Raw genomic sequence first — 15,566 nt, 5'->3', positions numbered from 1 at the left:
GCTTAAGCCTCCAACTTTGCAATTCGTGTGATGATCAGCCCTCGTTTAAGCACGGCAACGAATGCCTCCTCGATGGGGGTAAATGATGCATTGTGCTTGGGGGGTAATATTTCTTTAATGTGGATCGTGCTGTTGAATGGTTCAGACATGTAAGCCACGTCATCGACATCCAGGGTGATTAGATCGGCGTACACATCAACCTCCCACCCTTCCTCGGTTTGGCGAGGTTTCACCAATCGCTCAATCCTGAGTAACGTTGCCTCACCCTGCTCAAATTTGTCAGGCTTGTAATTGGCAATATTTTTCCTGAAAACGTTTCTGTATCTAATTTCCAGAGCGTTGGTGTAGTAGAAAATCAAGGTTGGCAGCTTGCCATACTTCGTATCTCGACCTGGATCAATACCAGTGGGATGGACTTCAGGGAGAACCTTCTTAGACCAGGCGAACATAGGGGGAAGAACTTCTTGCACAAATTCTTCAACATTCTCAGAAGGGGTAACGGGTTCAACTTTAACCAGTTCTGCATTCTTGCCAAACTGAACCACAATCGGGCGATTGGCTAGCTGATCGAGCCTGCCCTCCACTGACGATATTCGTAAATTAATCAGTCCATAGGATAGGGCTACAGTAGCCAGAATAATCAGGATAATTCCTAACCAAACAGCCTTGGGACGGATCTGCCGAGGACTAGCGACAGCTTTATCAAAAACATTAACCTTCATCTGAACCTCCGACTTAAACCAGGAAATGCACTCACCCCTGCCCCCGTCAGACCATCTGACAAACGCCGACCTAGAATAATGCTGAATGGAATTCCACCAAAAACAATCAGTAGACCCAATGTCAACGTGTCGATCTGCAAGGGGAGCGTCAGGGCCAATTGAGCGATCATGGATAAGAAAATTTTGAAAATGATTTCAATGAGCACGATGTCAATCAACATGCCAATGGCCCAGAGCACGGGCGGTTTCGAGCTGGGCACATAACTCAAGCCGATATAGAGGGGAAACACAATGGAGATTAACGGCTTTGCCACCCTAAGTAGGACCAAAAATGCAACCGTCAGGCCAAACATAACGAAAATCAACACCTTGTTCAGCGCATCCCCGGCAAATAAAGTGAAATCCCTTTTGATATTCTCTTTAGCGGCTTCACCGATAGCACGGTCATTCAAGAGACCCAGTGCAGAAGTCAGCTCACGATGAAGTTTCGATGCCCACTCCTCCTTATAGGGTTCTAAGGAGGTGGAGACTCGCTCAATGGCTTCATCTACACAATCAAACCGAGCCTGGGTTAATAGACCCAACTTCTCGCACTTCTTGGCATCTTGAGCCGCTCGGTCACGAACCGCCTGGGAAACCTGAGCACTGGCGACGGGATCCTTTTCAGGGTTGGGTCGGGCGGCAACTAGGACAATATTGGAGAGATTTGTTGTAAAACGGTCATAGGAAATCAAGACATCCGTCAAGAGCTTGCCCCGCTCGGTTGGTGCGCCCAACAAGACTGCTAACATCAAGCCAAAGGCCATTTGCGGAATTTTGTCTGGATAAAAGAACTCGTCCGATTTGGCAACCTCCTTAATCCATTTGATGGCCCAGAAGCCCACGCCTAACGCTGCAATAATCGCCGCAACATTGGATATTTCAATAAACAACTTCGACCCCAAAAAGCCCCACAGCACTGACAGAGCCTTATCAATCTCCGCTGAAATCTCTTTGGTGTTGTTGATAATATCTTGAGGGCTATCAAAGTTAATCCCAGCAATCAGGATTGCATCTAAAGAAAACATCATTTTCGAATAAAGCTAGGGTTCTGTTGAGCTGAAACTTTGGCTGCTTGGTTACTTGGACCTGACTCGGACCCACTCGGATGCAGCATCGAGAAAGTAAGCTGACGGACTTGAGCCAAGCCAATATCGGCTGAGGCTTCATCTTGCTCTTTGTCCCACTTCTCCTGCTGCTTTAGCTCCAACTGGGTCAAGACCGCATCATTGACCCGATCCACCGAGAAGCGGGTTTGCTGCTGCTCGGCAAACTGCACCTGATCGAGGAGCTGTCCGTTGGCCGCAATCTGGGCACGGATTTTATTGACATCTTGAGTAGATTTCGCTTCAAGAGCCTGATCCACCATCTGCCCTGACGTTTTGACCACATTGGCTGAGTACTCTCGTGCTTCCTTGGCAAACTGTTGACCCGCTTCACCAAACATCAGCTCAAGGTTTTTCCGGGCCGCACGGGTAACCGCCAGATCACCCACCAAGAGCTTGTACATGGTGCGACTCACCCCAAAGGGAGAATCGGCCTTGATGTCCGCATTGGCCTCAATCGTCGATAATGCCTGCTCTCGCGCCTTGGTCGGGTCAACTTTGCCATCAACCCCATAGACATCTCCCAGCGGTGCCCCGTTGGCCTCTGTGCCTTGCGCCTGTTGCTCCTGCGCCTGCTGCTCTCTGGGCACCTTGCCAAATAGCCACTCGCCATACTCCAGGTTGTTGTCAATGTGCTTGAGAAAACCCAAGCTACCCCCCAAGCCAAAAATTCCACCCACGAGATCGATCACGGGCTTAGCCTGCTGGTAGATTTCAACCCCTTTCTGAAAGTCCTTAGACAGTTGAGTCTGTTTACCCGTTTTCTTATCTACCTCAAACAGCCCCTTATTGTTGATGGGCTGATCCTTCTTAAAGACGCTGTAATCCACATCGGTTGTGCGCCAGTAATCACTCTCTCCCGATGCAGCATTCTGGGCGAGGGTGGGGAGGGAAGAGGCTGCTATCAGGGTGATAGCTGTCAGTCCAGTAATGATGTTTCTCATGACTTAAGTCCTTGTTTGTCGATAGAGGTTTCTTCCAGGTAGCTAGCAACGCCTGCCACCCGCTCATACTTGTTGTCGGAGTTGATCTGGCTGTAGATTTCCTCCCGCAAAATCACCTTCTCTAGGTCGTTCATGGTGATACCCAGAGAGGCAAAATCGTTGTAATTCAGGCCCACATGGTATTTACCGTCCGTTTCAATCAGCCAGTTCGTGGCATATTCACAGTTATTGCAATCTCGGGGAGGGTTGAAATCGGAGCCAATACACGGTTGAACCAATTCAGGGTCTAAGCCTGCCTCTTTCAGGGGCTTCAATGCAGCCTCTTTGACCCAGCCCACTAGGGTTGTACCCACGTTTTCGAGGACGCTGTTTGCCTCTTTATGCTGGAGGAGAATCTTGAGGGATTGACCCACCCAACAAACCCAAACTCCGCTCTTGGCCTTACCTGTGAACCATTCCGTCACAATTGTTCGGTAGCTGGGGAATTGCCACAGGTGGGTGGCTTCTTCTGCCACCACATAGGTCTTTTTGCGGCTAAAGGTTTGGGCCAGCATGGATGCGCTGGCTGCTAATAGGGCAGGGACCATATCGGCGTTTTTCTGCACCCCACCCAAGGCATAGACCACCAGGGGCTTATCCGTTCTAAAGGTGGAGGGACGGGATAGGGCTTGGCCTGACTGGCGTTGCATCAGAGCAATCAAGCTCATTCTCATGCGCTGGATGGCCTTCTCTGCATCCTCATTCTGCAATTCAGCGGGGAGTCGGGACAGGCTCATAAACTCTACAAAGGTTGTTAGACAGGGCATTTGCTGCCATGCTTCTGACCCAAATCCATCCTTGTAGGCTTGCTGATACTTCTCCTGAATGGACCCATCAGCCAAGAAAGCTGCAATCAAGTTCGTCAAGATATCCTCGTAGTAGCTGATTAACCGTGCAGCATCATCAGCGGAGGTGGTCAGGGTAACCAGGGCGGACAGGATGAATTTTTGATAGGTGATAAACGCTTTTTCAAACTTCTCAGCCGAGAGCTGGGCCTGATCCGGGATTTGAAAGATATTGTAGGAATCTTCCCCTGCTCTGAAGTGAGAGCAATCCATGAACGTCGTGAATTCATCGTAGGAGCCAGAGCCGTCCTCTCGGCCTGCATCAATGATGATCACCTGATGGTTCGGACGCACCAGTACATTGGACGCAAACTGCATCACCAGGACGGTCTTACCCGCTCTAGTCCTCGCCACAACAATCATGTGGTTGTGGGGGAATCGGCCCATTGGGTCCACGAGCAGGGGTGACCCACTGCGAGAGACAAACTCAACCCCGTGCAGATCAGGACGACTGTCTAGGATCAAGGGCATCAAGCCCACGGCAGCAGCGGTGGTTTCTCGGATCCGCCGATCAAACCGTTCCGTGAGCTTCTTTGGATCCCCCGATAGCAAGGATTCCATTGTGATCGGTAAGGCTTCTAGAAACAGGGAATCAAAGTAGCCCGTTTCCCGGACCACCTTGCCCCCGGAGAAAATAGGTAGAGCTGCAATATTCTCCAGTGCCCGGTCCAACTGCCGTTTCTTGTCCCGATAGGCAATGATCATTAAGCCAACACGAGTGGTATGACACCCGTCGCGTAGCTTCATCTCAGCGTCCAGGGATTCCCTGGTGTTGTAGAGTGCTCCCCCATCCAAGCGCTTGTTCTCTTCCACCATCCTTAAGGATTGATTAGACTGCCCAGTTTTCTTCTGGGACTCCTGCAAGACGCCTTTTTGATGCTCTGCGGTAAAGGTGACCACAATTTCTAAATCATGGAGGGAGTTGTTGCTCGTCTTCTGGTTCTTATCTCCCAGAATCGGAGAGCTGGCGTCTAGGAGCTGATCTAACCGCCCCTCGATAGGATCATAGGAACGGTTAGGCCGACCTTCTAGGATCACACCCCCAGCGAACTTCTTGCGGCCAGGGAGCCACACACATTTTTTGCCGTAATCTGGGCAGTGCTTGAGCAGCACGGAGGAGATGGATCTACGGTCATACTGCTGAGCCTTCAGCCCGTCCCGTGTAATCGTAATCACTTGAGGGATGGGAGGCACCGTATCATCATTAAACTGACGGTAAATCCATTCCCAGACTTGATCTGCGGATGCTGGGGTGACGGGGATGCCACAGGTTCTAAAAAAATTCTGATTCTGATAGAAGGAATCTTCAAAGGCTTCCACCAACATGCTGTGCAACCGATCCTTCAGAGGAGACTTTTGACCCGTCAGGGTTTGCACCTGATCCTCAATGGTCTGCATCAGACCGGAAAACCAGTCCTTGTGCTGTCCAAATGCCCCCAAATCATGGGCGATATAAAACCGCAAAAACTTGGGATTGTACCGTCCCAAGCGCTTAAGGGCTTTGACCCGCTTTCGCATCCACGACAACAAGAATGTGCTTTCCTCTAGGGGGGCTTCCTCCCCCATACGGTTCAGTTCTGCCACCCGTTTGGAGCAATCCGAGAAGGAACCCATATGCATGGTTAGGGGTTCCCCATTCCTCAAATCCCGAAACCCTTCCTGAATCCGTTCACCGATTACACGGGCCTGGGTGACGGTCGTAGAAGACGGAATCCCGTTTGAATAGAAGAACCACACCACTTGTAGACGGTTGTTGCGCTGCAAGAGAGCGGCCCCTACCGTTAGACCGTCAATCTCAAAGATCAGGATGGCCGCAATATCAACATCCTCTTCAGCGGGCTTGACTTTGCGCCGAGCTGACTTGGGGCCAACTCTGCGGGTCTTGAGCTTCGGCTTCAGGGTGTTGACGGGTTGACGTACAGCCGTAGAATGCTTATTCTCTCTTGGCATTCGCCTATGGAGCTGCCCCTGAACCTTCCAGGGGGTATCCCCTAACAGCGCCCAGTACACGGAGCAGATCGATACCCATAACGCAGTCGGAATCCACCAAGGCGGTGCCTGGTGGATCGTTGCCAGCATCATGTACAGCACGAGTAGGGAAACCCCGGATACCCCACCGACGATAAAGGTGGCTTGAGGGATCATCCAAATGGATGGTTTCTTATCCAGAACGGGGGTATAAGTAATACGATCACCATCTGACATGGATTAGCCCCCTTAATTGAACACCGTTGTAGCGCCCCGAACGGGTTGGCTTTGGGTGGTGTTCGCACCATTGTTGTTCCCACTCGCACTCGTCCCGGCATTATTGCCATCCCCCACGATATAGCCCGCAACAAAGTTCGTACCAAAAATAAGTAAAAGCGCTACTAGTAGAGCAACCAGAGGCTTCACATAGTTCTCATCGCGGTCCATCTTGAAGAAGAAGACAACGGCGAGTCCACCCAGACCCACAAGAATTAGAACTTGGATCGCCAGGAAAATGAATTCGATAAAAACCGTGGCACTGTTATTACCATTGATGACCCCATTGTTGGTGATGGCATTTTTAGGCCCACATAACCAACCTAAGCATTGAGCAGCAGCAGGTTCAGCAATGCAGGCAATTGCTAAGCCTGCAATCATGATCAGAAGGTATTTGTATTCGTGGAAAAATCGTTTGAGTTGGCTTTGGGAAGCCGATTGAATCGGTTGCATTGGGAAAATCCTCTGTGTGTTTCGCGGTGTTGAATGATTGGGAATTAGCGGCTAGACCGCTTGGCTTTGACTGCTGCACTCCGCAGATAAATCACGTAAACCGTTGCTAGGGTCAGTCCGCTTTTAAGCAGGATTGAAAGCAAATCTAAGCGGTCAAACATGAAGTAGATAGTGACCCCAGACACGAGCGACATATAGTAACAAGCGTTGGTGAGGCGTTTAATGCGGTGACTAAGGGCTGTTTCGTTTTTCACGGAAGCCTCCAAGTATTGGCTACTGGTGGAAACTTACCCAGACCAGGGTGAGACGGGATGGCAAATGGTTATTTTTCTGCCTTTACACCCGGTCGAGTCGTCCAGAGACTAAAAGCAATCACCCCCGTATTGCCAATAAAAAGGAGCATTACTAATGCAGAAGCCAGCAAGAATAAGCCGCTTTCCACTGTTAAATGAGTTGAGTTAAAAGACTTTGCTTTCAGATGCATTGGAACTGAAGCAACAGCTAGTGCTGTCGAGACCGGAAGATAACGAGTTAAATATTGCTTGCGATTTGCCTTTACATCGTTGTCTAGTTGCTCTGACAAGGCGGTTGGCAGAGATTTTAGGTTGTGAAATTGCATGAGTTGAACCTCTGAGTGGAATAAACGAAAAAACTTACCCAGCCCACGGGTGAAGGCGATTAATAAGAACGGCTTGACGGCTGGCCTGAGCCAGATAGGGCCAGGGATCTACAGGCTGACCGTTCATAATCATTTCGATATGAGCATGGGGGCCTGTGACTAATCCCGTTGCCCCGCTATCCCCGATATGCCACCCCTGATCCACCCATTGACCGGGCTGAACATGAATCTTGGAGAGGTGAGCGTATCGCGTCTTCAGCCCCGTACCGGGATGCTCAATCACCACGGATTTTCCATAGCCCCCTTCCCAGTCGGCATGTATAACCCGTCCACTGAGCATGGTCAAGGTGGGGGTGCCGTGGGGTGCACCTAGGTCAATGCCAGCGTGGAAACTGGTATTACCCTGGACCGGATGTTCTCTCCAGCCAAATGCACTGGTAACGGCAAATGTTGAGGTCAGGGGATAGCCTATGGTTTCTACAATGGTTGTGGGCACGGGTGCCGTGGGCTGGCGATAGGCAACACCGGAAGAGGGCTGAATCTGTTGCCTTGGCTTAGGGGGAACAGATGTCTGAGGTTGCGGTGCTGGTGTAGGTAAAGGGGACTGATAAGGAGGTTGCAGAGGCGTCGAAGGTATTTCTCCATAGGGTTGATGGTGATCCTCTAATGTGGATTCAGGCTGCTCTAAAGGTGGAGCTAGAACCGCTGATTCTTCTGCTAATGGCTCTGGAACGGGTATATCGATAGGCACGGGGGGAGCAGTGGCTGTCTCCAATGGAACATCTGTCTGTACGGCAGCAGGTTCAGGTTTTAGCTCGGTAACGACTGGCTCTGTTTCAACGGGCTTGGGTTGCTCTCCAATGGCAGGGGCAATGTTGCCCTCTCCGATGGAAGGAGCTACATTGAGCTGCCCAAGGAGTGACAGGAGTATTAGAGGCTTGATCATTTACCCACGCCTCCATGTCCCAAAAGATTATTGAAAGTCACGGGCGGTAAGCCCGATAGCTCTAGCGCTTCTTCAATGCTGCGCCCTCGTCTGAGCCAGATAGCGGTGTCTTGAGCTTGTCCAAATTGGGGTGTGTGGGTGTTGATTTGATTCAGCCGTTCAGCCTGGTACAACCCTCGCAGGAGATAGCGGGCAATTCCAAAGTTGTCCAGACTAGAGCGCGCGATCAGTTGCTTCTCAGTCGGCGTCTCAATCGTCGCTTTGGCCTGGAGCGTCTTGGGTGCGCGGATCAGGGGTAATGGTTCAGACTGGGGTGTTTCAGCCTTCTCTTCAGTCTTTGGCTCAACTGAATCGGGTACGTCAGTCTCTTCAGTTTCTTCAGGTTCAGGTTGTTGAGTCTCTTTACTAGCGGGAGGTTGCGCTACTGAATTGGATGACGCAAATCCTGATGAGAAGGGGCTACTGAATTCTTTGGATACCTTTAATTTTCTAGGCTTTTTAGCTTTCTTCTCTTTATGTATCTGCTTAACAGGCTTGGGAGGAGGAGTAAATACATTTGTAACCGTAATGGGTTGAACGGGCTGCGGTTGGGCAGCAAGAGGAGGTGCCCCATCAATAGCAGTACTAAACCGACTCGGAATACCTTTGGTCTTTTTCAGGAGGAATGTCTTTGTTTTTTCCTTAGTGCCAACCCGATAGACCACGGTTAACGTCGTGCTATCGATATTGCCTTTTGGCTTGAGATTGACAAAAATAAACCTCGCACTGGGAATCTTTGGCCGTTCTCCAAAATCAAACGCATCAAAGGCTCCAGGCCATGCTTCGACAACAACAGCCTCTTCATTCTTGAAGTAAAAAGTGTGCCCATGCCTTGGAGCAACTTCAATGGTTGGAAAGTCTTGAGCCTGGGCAATCCCTGGTACTGCAGCCAGACATAAAGCGATGGGGATCGCATGAGGAATATGTTTGTACATGTCACTTACTCAGAATAAACGGTGAACAACAGTCAACAAAAAGTCAAAAAATCAAAAGAATTGAATAAGCCTAGAAAAGCGCACGAATCTAAAGCACAATCCAATAAATATCCACCCTAAGCGCCTTTTATAAGTCACTTAGACAAGAGATATTGAATCCCTTAAAAAAGGCTTAATCGAGTTCAAATACTCTATTTTTAGCTGTGGATCTCTATTTACTAATGGGCAAAATTCATCCTAAAAAGTTGGATTCCCAACTATCCGTATTACTTTCTTTTTTGAGTAACGTCCTTCAGTTTGTCCCCGACATCTCCAGCGATCTCCGCTGCGGCATCGGTATTGATCACTTCCGCGAGGCGATCCGGGCCAATACCCCAGGAATTGAGCAATACAGTTAAGGCCATGCCAAAAAGTGTCCACAAGATATTTCGGACCATCCCTTAATCCTCCTGAATCAATCTGATGAGTATTTACTCGTGAATGAGTGGGTTTATCACGATTCACGAATTGCCATAGCCTCTCATACCAAGCAGAGTATTGAGTTGAGGGTTCTGCTGGTGCTTGAATGGCACATTCAGGACCTGATGCTGGCAATACCTCTGTAGTGCTTTGAGATACGGTCAGTTGCGATTGGACGGTTGCAATGTGGTTATTCCGATGGAGACGCTTCAGGCGTTTTAGTTTGGCAACAACGATATTGAATATTTGGGATAATCCAGTTGCAAGAAAGAATTTGGCAAAGATAAAATTGCGCCATTCTAGCAAGGGGAGAGGTGGGAATTCGTTAATCTCACCTTGAAGGAACTTCCGCAGAAGATCCAAAGCTTTCTTGTAGAGTTTCCGCACCTGTTTTGCGGGTAGACCCAGATAATCACTGATCTTTTGAAAAGACAGTTCCTCCCAGTGATACAGGTGCAATATTTCCCGCTGGCGTGGGTGTAGCTTGTCCACTAAATCCAATAGTTCTGATGAGAGAGCGGGATCTAGGCTTCCTAGGGAATCATCCGCTTGCTGATCCAGTAGCTCAAGGTTCTCTCGCTCCCCCGTGACACTATTCAGGGAAACGGGCTGAGATATCTCTTGTAATTTCCTGATTCGCTTCTCTTTAATCTCGGTTTCTTCTGCTAGCTGGGCAACAGTGGCATCCTCACCCAAGGATTCAGTTGCTTTCTTCAACTTAGAAAGCTGCTCATAGGTTGATTTGGGCAGTCGGATATGATTTTTTTGACGGATAGCTTCAGATTGAAACTTATAGATCTTTCTTTCGCTATAGGTGCGTAAATTGGCACCTTTGGTAGGATCCCATTGATCAATCGCCCGGTTTAATCCCCAATACCCTTCGTTGATCAACTCACCGTCATCTATCCCTTTTCGGGAAAATTGCCCTCCCCTAGAACAAATCCAGGCAAGATTAGAGTAAATCACGGTTTGCCTAGCTTCGTAATCCCCGTTCTGAGCTTTAATGATCAGTTCAGCTTCTCGCTCTGGAGATAGGTCAGGGTATCGCGCCATAGTGGCGATGATGTCGGGTGGTGGTCGAAGTCCAGTGCCTTTGTTCATGGTTCTTACTCCGAGTGAAGATGTGGAGTGAATGAGAAGGGGCTTTAAGAGGTTGAGGAGATACCCGGTTCTAGCGATTATCGGACAGCTCCAAAAGGTTGAATTTGCTTTTTGAGGCATCGAAACAGACACTCACTCCCAGTAGATGGAGAGTATTGAGAAAATCCGTGTAAGTACTGCCAGAACTGGGTTGAGGGTCTACATGGATGCCTTGTTGATCAGCCACGGGAGAAGTCACAAACTTATGCTGCGACATCATCTAGAGCTGCATTAGGTTCAGGCGTTTCACGGAACAGATCGCAGACGTACTCCATGACATCCCGCACTGGAACACCATGAAAGTTGATTTGAGACTGGACGTATGGACCCTGCGAAATTAGGCCGATACAGTCAGAATCCTGCATCGGCCAGTCAGTGAGTATTGGGTTGTGGGCAATTTCTTGATCTATGGAGTTACTGAGTTCTGGATCGGTGCAACCCAATTGAAAGAGTTCTCCAAAGGTTTTCAATACTGGCAACCCCAAATGCTCTTGCGCTTGGATCGCTAGGTCAACATAAGTCTCGCGATACTGCTGCTGATAGACTTCTGTTGCCTCGTCTGGAGACATAGCAGTGAGATCAGACACTGGAGTAGCAGTGACCTTTTGAGTATTAACAGTTAGCATGAAATCATCTCCTTTGTAGGGGAGTAGATCACGGTCTGACTCGGTGCAACTTGGCAGACCGTGGTTGTCGTTTAAACGTAGATCGGGGTCTGACTATATGAAACATTGCAGGAACCTTACTAGGAATTCCCGTTAGGATTGGCTTTTAAAATGAACTCTAGCAAAGGCTAGACCTTTGCTGTTTTCTTGAGCGCTAGTAGAAGTACTTAATTGAAAAACTTAGGTGAAGGAATAGTCGATTGATTGACCTGCGTGTACTTTAGCGCCAACAAAGGAAGCACGTCAAAGCAAAAGATACAATCGGTTACAATTGCGAGTATTTTCAACAAGAATCGCTGCGCTGCAAACTCTAAAAGCACTTCTATGAGTGACTTTCAAAAGATATGTACCTAAACGGAATGCAAGAACTAAAACCATTGCTGCTACATAAAAGGTAGCTCTAACGACTCAAAAAGGAGCGTAGATTCCATGTAGAAAGGCCATAAAAATAAACGGCTGAATATCCAATTTTTAAAATAATAATGAAGCTTCAGGATCTACTGCTGTTTGATATCAACTGATAGCAAACAGCACCCTCATGCCGCCAGCTCTGGCATTCCTCTCTCCAGCATCTTTGCAGGTAACGTCATTGCTAACCCTTCCAGAATCGCCATCTGGCTCGATGCGCTGACTTCACTCCATACCGAACTCCATTCCTTGGGTTTAAGCCAGTCAAAGAATACTTCATTCAGGCTTGGTAGTAGATCGTTGACGGGCAGATCCGCTAACTCATCCAAAACACCCGCAATCGCTTGATGGGTTTCTTGGTCTGGATTTGGCGCGTTGCTTGAATTGTTCATTCTGCTATTTAAACTTTCTAATAGCGAAATGAACAGACGCCAGTATCGCGCAATCGTCCCTCTGGGGATTTGGGTCATTGCTGAAACGATTTGCTGAGTGACCTTCTCGCCTTTGGCTTGGAGTTGGAGAATGGCTGACTCAATGGCGATTTCTACTCGCTCCGTTTTGTGGGCTGCTTCAATCGTCAGATCCTTAGCTTGGACTTCCTGAACGAAGCAGTCCATCTCAATATTGGAAATCAGTACCACTTGTAGGGATTCATTCGGACGCCGATGCGCCCTCAGTCGCCCAATGGCTTGGTGAATTTCTGCGAGGATAGAGCGGTCAATAAATGCCGTGAACGCTGGGTTATCGTCTTCTGGATAATATCCACAGACAATGGCGAATTCAGCAGCCAAGTCATTGAGATTGCGGCAGGGAGTGCCGACAAGGACTAGAGTCTGGACGGTGAGGAAATCATTGACCCCTCGGCTATCTCGCCACCAGGCCCCATCCTTTTCAAATTTCTTAAAATCAATCGTTCGGGTATTCGCTGCATCCAAATCTTGGTAATGCTGGGCCAATGCCCCAATGCGTTTCAGTTGATCCCCTCCTCGACTCATGCCCACTCGCCCCATGTCCTTCACCTGAATCACCTCCAGGTTTCCGGTGTCTGGGATGGCTTGACGGACTACTAGGATTTCATCAGGAGAGCAACCCAGCTTCAGCGCTAAATCTTCACGGGATAGAGTGGCATCGAGAAATACATTGGCTTGGGCAGCTTGGGCTAAATCTCGATGGCGAGGATTTGGGGTATTCAGGGTCAGAAGGCCATAGCGACTGACTTGGATACATCCTGCTCCCCCTTGCAGGATGCGGATCAGGGGAATAAGCCACTGCTTGACCACACCGTTCCTCGCTTGCTCTGCCATCTCAGAATCTCGCTCAGTGAACTTCTTTCTGAGTTGCTTGGGTAAATCTGCGAGGTCAATCCCATAGTCGGAAGTGGTATTGAGGAATCCCAGGTTTGGCATCAGAATTAGAGCGATTTCCCCCAGCTTCACTCCTGCCATATCGGGCAAACGGCTTTTGAGAGCTAGATGATTCAGGCCATATTTCCCTAGCTTCATAGAGCCATCCATTAAGGGCAGCAGTGCTGAGAGTAAGGGCTGCACCAGGGCAAAGATCTCGGGGTAGGTAATCAATGCTGAGATGGTTTGCTGTAGATCGGTGAGTGTGACAGTTGTGGACTGCTTGACCTGGAAGTTCTGACCCGGTTCATCCCAGATCAGCATGGTGTTTTCCAGGGGGTAATCCTCTGGGTCTGGCAGGGAGTCAGGATGTGCCCTCAATAGCGGCGCACCTAAGACATTGCGACGTTGGTTCAAAAAGCCATACCCTGGCCCATTGGCATTGATGCAAGCTTCCCGAGCAATGCAAGTACCACAGATGAGATTGGCGGTATCTGCACCAGGGATATTCTTGTCCCGTAAGGCATTCAAGACACCAATGCGACTACAGTTAGCAGGAACAGCGAAGGCATCCCCTTTGGCAGATCGTTGGAGTCGATTCTTGACTCGGTTTAGTCCTCCATGCCGTGCTTCTAGGTCACACCAGCCATTTCCTTGTTCTAAAGTTGATACGGTGGGGTTTCGGTGCTGGTCTGAAAGATAGATAACCTGCTCCATCCCAAAGCCAATCGGGGTGACATTCCCAGAGTCGTAGCTTTTCCCAGTACCGGGTTGGGACTGGTCAAGGATGTAGGGGAATCCTGATGAGATAAGGGTTTCCCAAGTTTGGAGCCGTTGGCCGGGTTCGTACTCTTGGACTAGAGGTGTTGTTGTTTCGAGAGTCCCGTTATCTTCAGGGCAGCTTTGTAGGCTGCTGCTTCTGGAGTTTGCTGATTGTGCCGCACGTCTTCTAATGCGACTTCGATAATTTTCCAGTCGAAGTTTGGAAATATATCCATGTCTACGATGAGCTGCAAGGAGTCGTGCAGTGCGACGACGGGATCGTCTAGCTCGACGGCTTGTTGCAGGCAGCGTTGCAAGACGCTCGTCATCTGGTGCAGTTCGCTTCGTTCTGCGAGATTCAGTGGGGTGGGTTTGTTGGTCATTGGGAGTGGCAAACCCTTGAGCGGGCGATGAAGGACGAGTGAGTTTTGAGAGTGCCTGCTGAAGCTGATGCAATAGACCATTACATTGAGCTGTAATCCGTTCAAAGTCAGCCACAGACAAATATTGAATCTGGCTTAGGTCATCCAGTTCATCAATGTCAGTGTGGATGCGTTTGTCTGTCTGCTTCCACCAGGCAACGGTGACAGTGTAACCCCACTCCTTTAGCAGTGCCCAGGTTACCCGGTATTGCCGCAGTACTGACTTGTTCTGAATCGCCCCAGCATCGGGGTAGAACTCGATAGTTGTTATCCCAAGCTGGGCTAGGGTTGCTTTCAAGGTTTCAGGGGATGCCGCGAATAATCCCCCCGCTGCGCCGATGGTCACTTGGCCCATGCGCTGAGCTAGGAGGTGAGGTTTTGCTCCAGTACCTTCAACGAGTGCGAATGCATCTCTCGTGATTTGCTCTGGACGGTGGATGGCTAGGGGTAATTCACCATTGCGAAGGTGGGGTGTGGGTCCGTTGGGCCGTTTCCTAGTTTTGCCTGTGAGCCAGAAATAGCGACCACCCTCGGAACTGCGGGATCTGATTTGGAATCCGACGATCTGACCGTCAGCATCCATGATGGGGCAAAGGTAACCTGGCCTTGGGGTGTTGAGAGACTTCCCATCCAGGTTTATTCCTGGCAAGTCATGGGGTAGTTCACCAGAGAGCGGTTGCCACTGTTCGACTGACTTCACTCCCCAGTCTTGGATCTGCTCATTGGTGAATCCTCGACGATGCAAGTCAGCCCGATCCGCAGGGTGCAAGGTGAGCTGGTCAAGGAGTTGGCGGTAGAGCCGATCCCGCTCAATTGCGGGGAGGGATTGTGCATGGCGGTGAGCCTCAGCTTGGGCGCGTTGCTCTCTGAGAATCCGTTGCTCTTGCCATCGGCGTTCCCGGTCTTCGTGGCTGAGGTCTTTCCCGTCATTGAGGACGTATTTACCCCAGAGGCCATCTTTGGATTGGCCTAGGTAGCGATATCCCTCGATCTGGCCTGAGAGGGTCATGCAGAGATTGAGGTTGCCTGCCTTTCTGCATTTGCCTGTGATATCCCCACAGAGGTCGCAGGGGTTGGAGCGGTTGGTTGCAAGTAATTTACTCGAAATATTTTGAAAGCTAGACATGGGCTAGCTCCCATGCCCGTAGCTGGATGCGAAAAAAATGGTTCATTTACGAACTCCCTGAAGTTTTCCGAATGTAGCGAAAGGGAGCCGTGGCATAGGTTTCAGCAAATGCTTGCAATTTGTTGCAAGCTAAGGCTAAAATCTAAGCACGGCAAAGCCCAGGTAACCAAATGCAAGGGTCCAATCAAGCTTTTCGGTTCCTGCCTAATACCACGTTAAATATGTGACTGATGCCCCTACTTGCAGAAGTTGGGGTTTTGTCACTTATTGGGCCATAAATTACCTCCTTATCGGTTAAGTATTAGACTTT

The 15,566-nt window shown here is 49.5% G+C and carries 13 protein-coding genes; all 13 read right to left on the bottom strand.

The window, feature by feature from the left end:
• Positions 1-2: 2 nt before the first annotated feature.
• Positions 3-722, bottom strand: coding sequence for a hypothetical protein (locus tag AM1_RS33625; RefSeq protein WP_012167829.1), 720 nt, complete (start codon positions 720-722; stop codon positions 3-5).
• On the bottom strand, positions 719-1,792 hold the full coding sequence (locus tag AM1_RS33620; protein ID WP_148216076.1) for a hypothetical protein: 1,074 nt from the start codon (positions 1,790-1,792) through the stop codon (positions 719-721). Before AM1_RS33620 ends, AM1_RS33625 begins: the two co-directional genes overlap by 4 nt.
• Complete coding sequence (locus tag AM1_RS33615; protein WP_012167831.1) at positions 1,789-2,811, bottom strand: hypothetical protein; 1,023 nt, start codon at positions 2,809-2,811, stop codon at positions 1,789-1,791. Before AM1_RS33615 ends, AM1_RS33620 begins: the two co-directional genes overlap by 4 nt.
• On the bottom strand, positions 2,808-5,900 hold the full coding sequence (locus AM1_RS33610; protein WP_012167832.1) for a hypothetical protein: 3,093 nt from the start codon (positions 5,898-5,900) through the stop codon (positions 2,808-2,810). The genes AM1_RS33615 and AM1_RS33610 overlap by 4 nt, the downstream gene beginning before the upstream one ends.
• Positions 5,901-5,912: 12 nt before the next feature.
• A complete protein-coding gene (locus AM1_RS33605; RefSeq protein ID WP_012167833.1) occupies positions 5,913-6,392 on the bottom strand; it encodes a hypothetical protein in 480 nt (159 codons plus the stop codon).
• Positions 6,393-6,436: 44 nt separating this feature from the next.
• Positions 6,437-6,646 (bottom strand): hypothetical protein, encoded by a 210-nt coding sequence (locus AM1_RS33600; RefSeq protein ID WP_041661383.1) that lies wholly within the window; start codon positions 6,644-6,646, stop codon positions 6,437-6,439.
• Between the two features lie 68 nt (positions 6,647-6,714).
• Positions 6,715-7,011 carry a hypothetical protein gene (locus AM1_RS41720; protein ID WP_041661382.1) on the bottom strand — a complete coding sequence of 99 codons (297 nt, stop codon included), beginning with the start codon at positions 7,009-7,011 and terminating at the stop codon, positions 6,715-6,717.
• Positions 7,012-7,045: 34 nt separating this feature from the next.
• Positions 7,046-7,957 carry a M23 family metallopeptidase gene (locus tag AM1_RS38075; protein WP_012167837.1) on the bottom strand — a complete coding sequence of 304 codons (912 nt, stop codon included), beginning with the start codon at positions 7,955-7,957 and terminating at the stop codon, positions 7,046-7,048.
• The gene (locus AM1_RS33585; RefSeq protein ID WP_012167838.1) at positions 7,954-8,931 is read right to left on the bottom strand and encodes a hypothetical protein; all 978 of its coding nucleotides are present in this window, start codon (positions 8,929-8,931) and stop codon (positions 7,954-7,956) included. Before AM1_RS33585 ends, AM1_RS38075 begins: the two co-directional genes overlap by 4 nt.
• A 237-nt stretch (positions 8,932-9,168) precedes the next feature.
• Positions 9,169-10,491 carry a sigma-70 family RNA polymerase sigma factor gene (locus AM1_RS33580; RefSeq protein WP_012167839.1) on the bottom strand — a complete coding sequence of 441 codons (1,323 nt, stop codon included), beginning with the start codon at positions 10,489-10,491 and terminating at the stop codon, positions 9,169-9,171.
• A 70-nt stretch (positions 10,492-10,561) separates the two neighbouring features.
• Positions 10,562-10,750, bottom strand: a complete 189-nt coding sequence (locus AM1_RS42660) for a hypothetical protein (RefSeq protein WP_187152993.1) — start codon at positions 10,748-10,750, stop codon at positions 10,562-10,564.
• Entirely contained in the window at positions 10,734-11,156 is a 423-nt protein-coding gene (locus tag AM1_RS33570; RefSeq protein WP_012167841.1) for a hypothetical protein, read from the bottom strand. The genes AM1_RS42660 and AM1_RS33570 overlap by 17 nt, the downstream gene beginning before the upstream one ends.
• A gap of 575 nt (positions 11,157-11,731) precedes the next feature.
• On the bottom strand, positions 11,732-15,139 hold the full coding sequence (locus tag AM1_RS33565) for a hypothetical protein (protein WP_012167843.1): 3,408 nt from the start codon (positions 15,137-15,139) through the stop codon (positions 11,732-11,734).
• Between the last annotated feature and the right edge of the window lie 427 nt (positions 15,140-15,566).

Source organism: Acaryochloris marina MBIC11017 (assembly GCF_000018105.1).
In the GTDB taxonomy this organism is placed as follows: domain Bacteria; phylum Cyanobacteriota; class Cyanobacteriia; order Thermosynechococcales; family Thermosynechococcaceae; genus Acaryochloris; species Acaryochloris marina.
Note: the sequence above shows the minus strand (reverse complement) of the source record. Positions and strands in the feature narration are given on the sequence as shown.

Excerpts from the sequence above, each read along its gene's own strand:
- AM1_RS33625 (WP_012167829.1), bottom strand. The coding sequence starts at position 722 with ATGAAGGTTAATGTTTTTGATAAAGCTGTCGCTAGTCCTCGGCAGATC.
- AM1_RS33620 (WP_148216076.1), bottom strand. The coding sequence starts at position 1,792 with ATGATGTTTTCTTTAGATGCAATCCTGATTGCTGGGATTAACTTTGAT.
- AM1_RS33615 (WP_012167831.1), bottom strand. The coding sequence starts at position 2,811 with ATGAGAAACATCATTACTGGACTGACAGCTATCACCCTGATAGCAGCC.
- AM1_RS33610 (WP_012167832.1), bottom strand. The coding sequence starts at position 5,900 with ATGTCAGATGGTGATCGTATTACTTATACCCCCGTTCTGGATAAGAAA.
- AM1_RS33605 (WP_012167833.1), bottom strand. The coding sequence starts at position 6,392 with ATGCAACCGATTCAATCGGCTTCCCAAAGCCAACTCAAACGATTTTTC.
- AM1_RS41720 (WP_041661382.1), bottom strand. The coding sequence starts at position 7,011 with ATGCAATTTCACAACCTAAAATCTCTGCCAACCGCCTTGTCAGAGCAA.
- AM1_RS38075 (WP_012167837.1), bottom strand. The coding sequence starts at position 7,957 with ATGATCAAGCCTCTAATACTCCTGTCACTCCTTGGGCAGCTCAATGTA.
- AM1_RS33585 (WP_012167838.1), bottom strand. The coding sequence starts at position 8,931 with ATGTACAAACATATTCCTCATGCGATCCCCATCGCTTTATGTCTGGCT.
- AM1_RS33580 (WP_012167839.1), bottom strand. The coding sequence starts at position 10,491 with ATGAACAAAGGCACTGGACTTCGACCACCACCCGACATCATCGCCACT.
- AM1_RS42660 (WP_187152993.1), bottom strand. The coding sequence starts at position 10,750 with ATGATGTCGCAGCATAAGTTTGTGACTTCTCCCGTGGCTGATCAACAA.
- AM1_RS33570 (WP_012167841.1), bottom strand. The coding sequence starts at position 11,156 with ATGCTAACTGTTAATACTCAAAAGGTCACTGCTACTCCAGTGTCTGAT.
- AM1_RS33565 (WP_012167843.1), bottom strand. The coding sequence starts at position 15,139 with ATGACCCTCTCAGGCCAGATCGAGGGATATCGCTACCTAGGCCAATCC.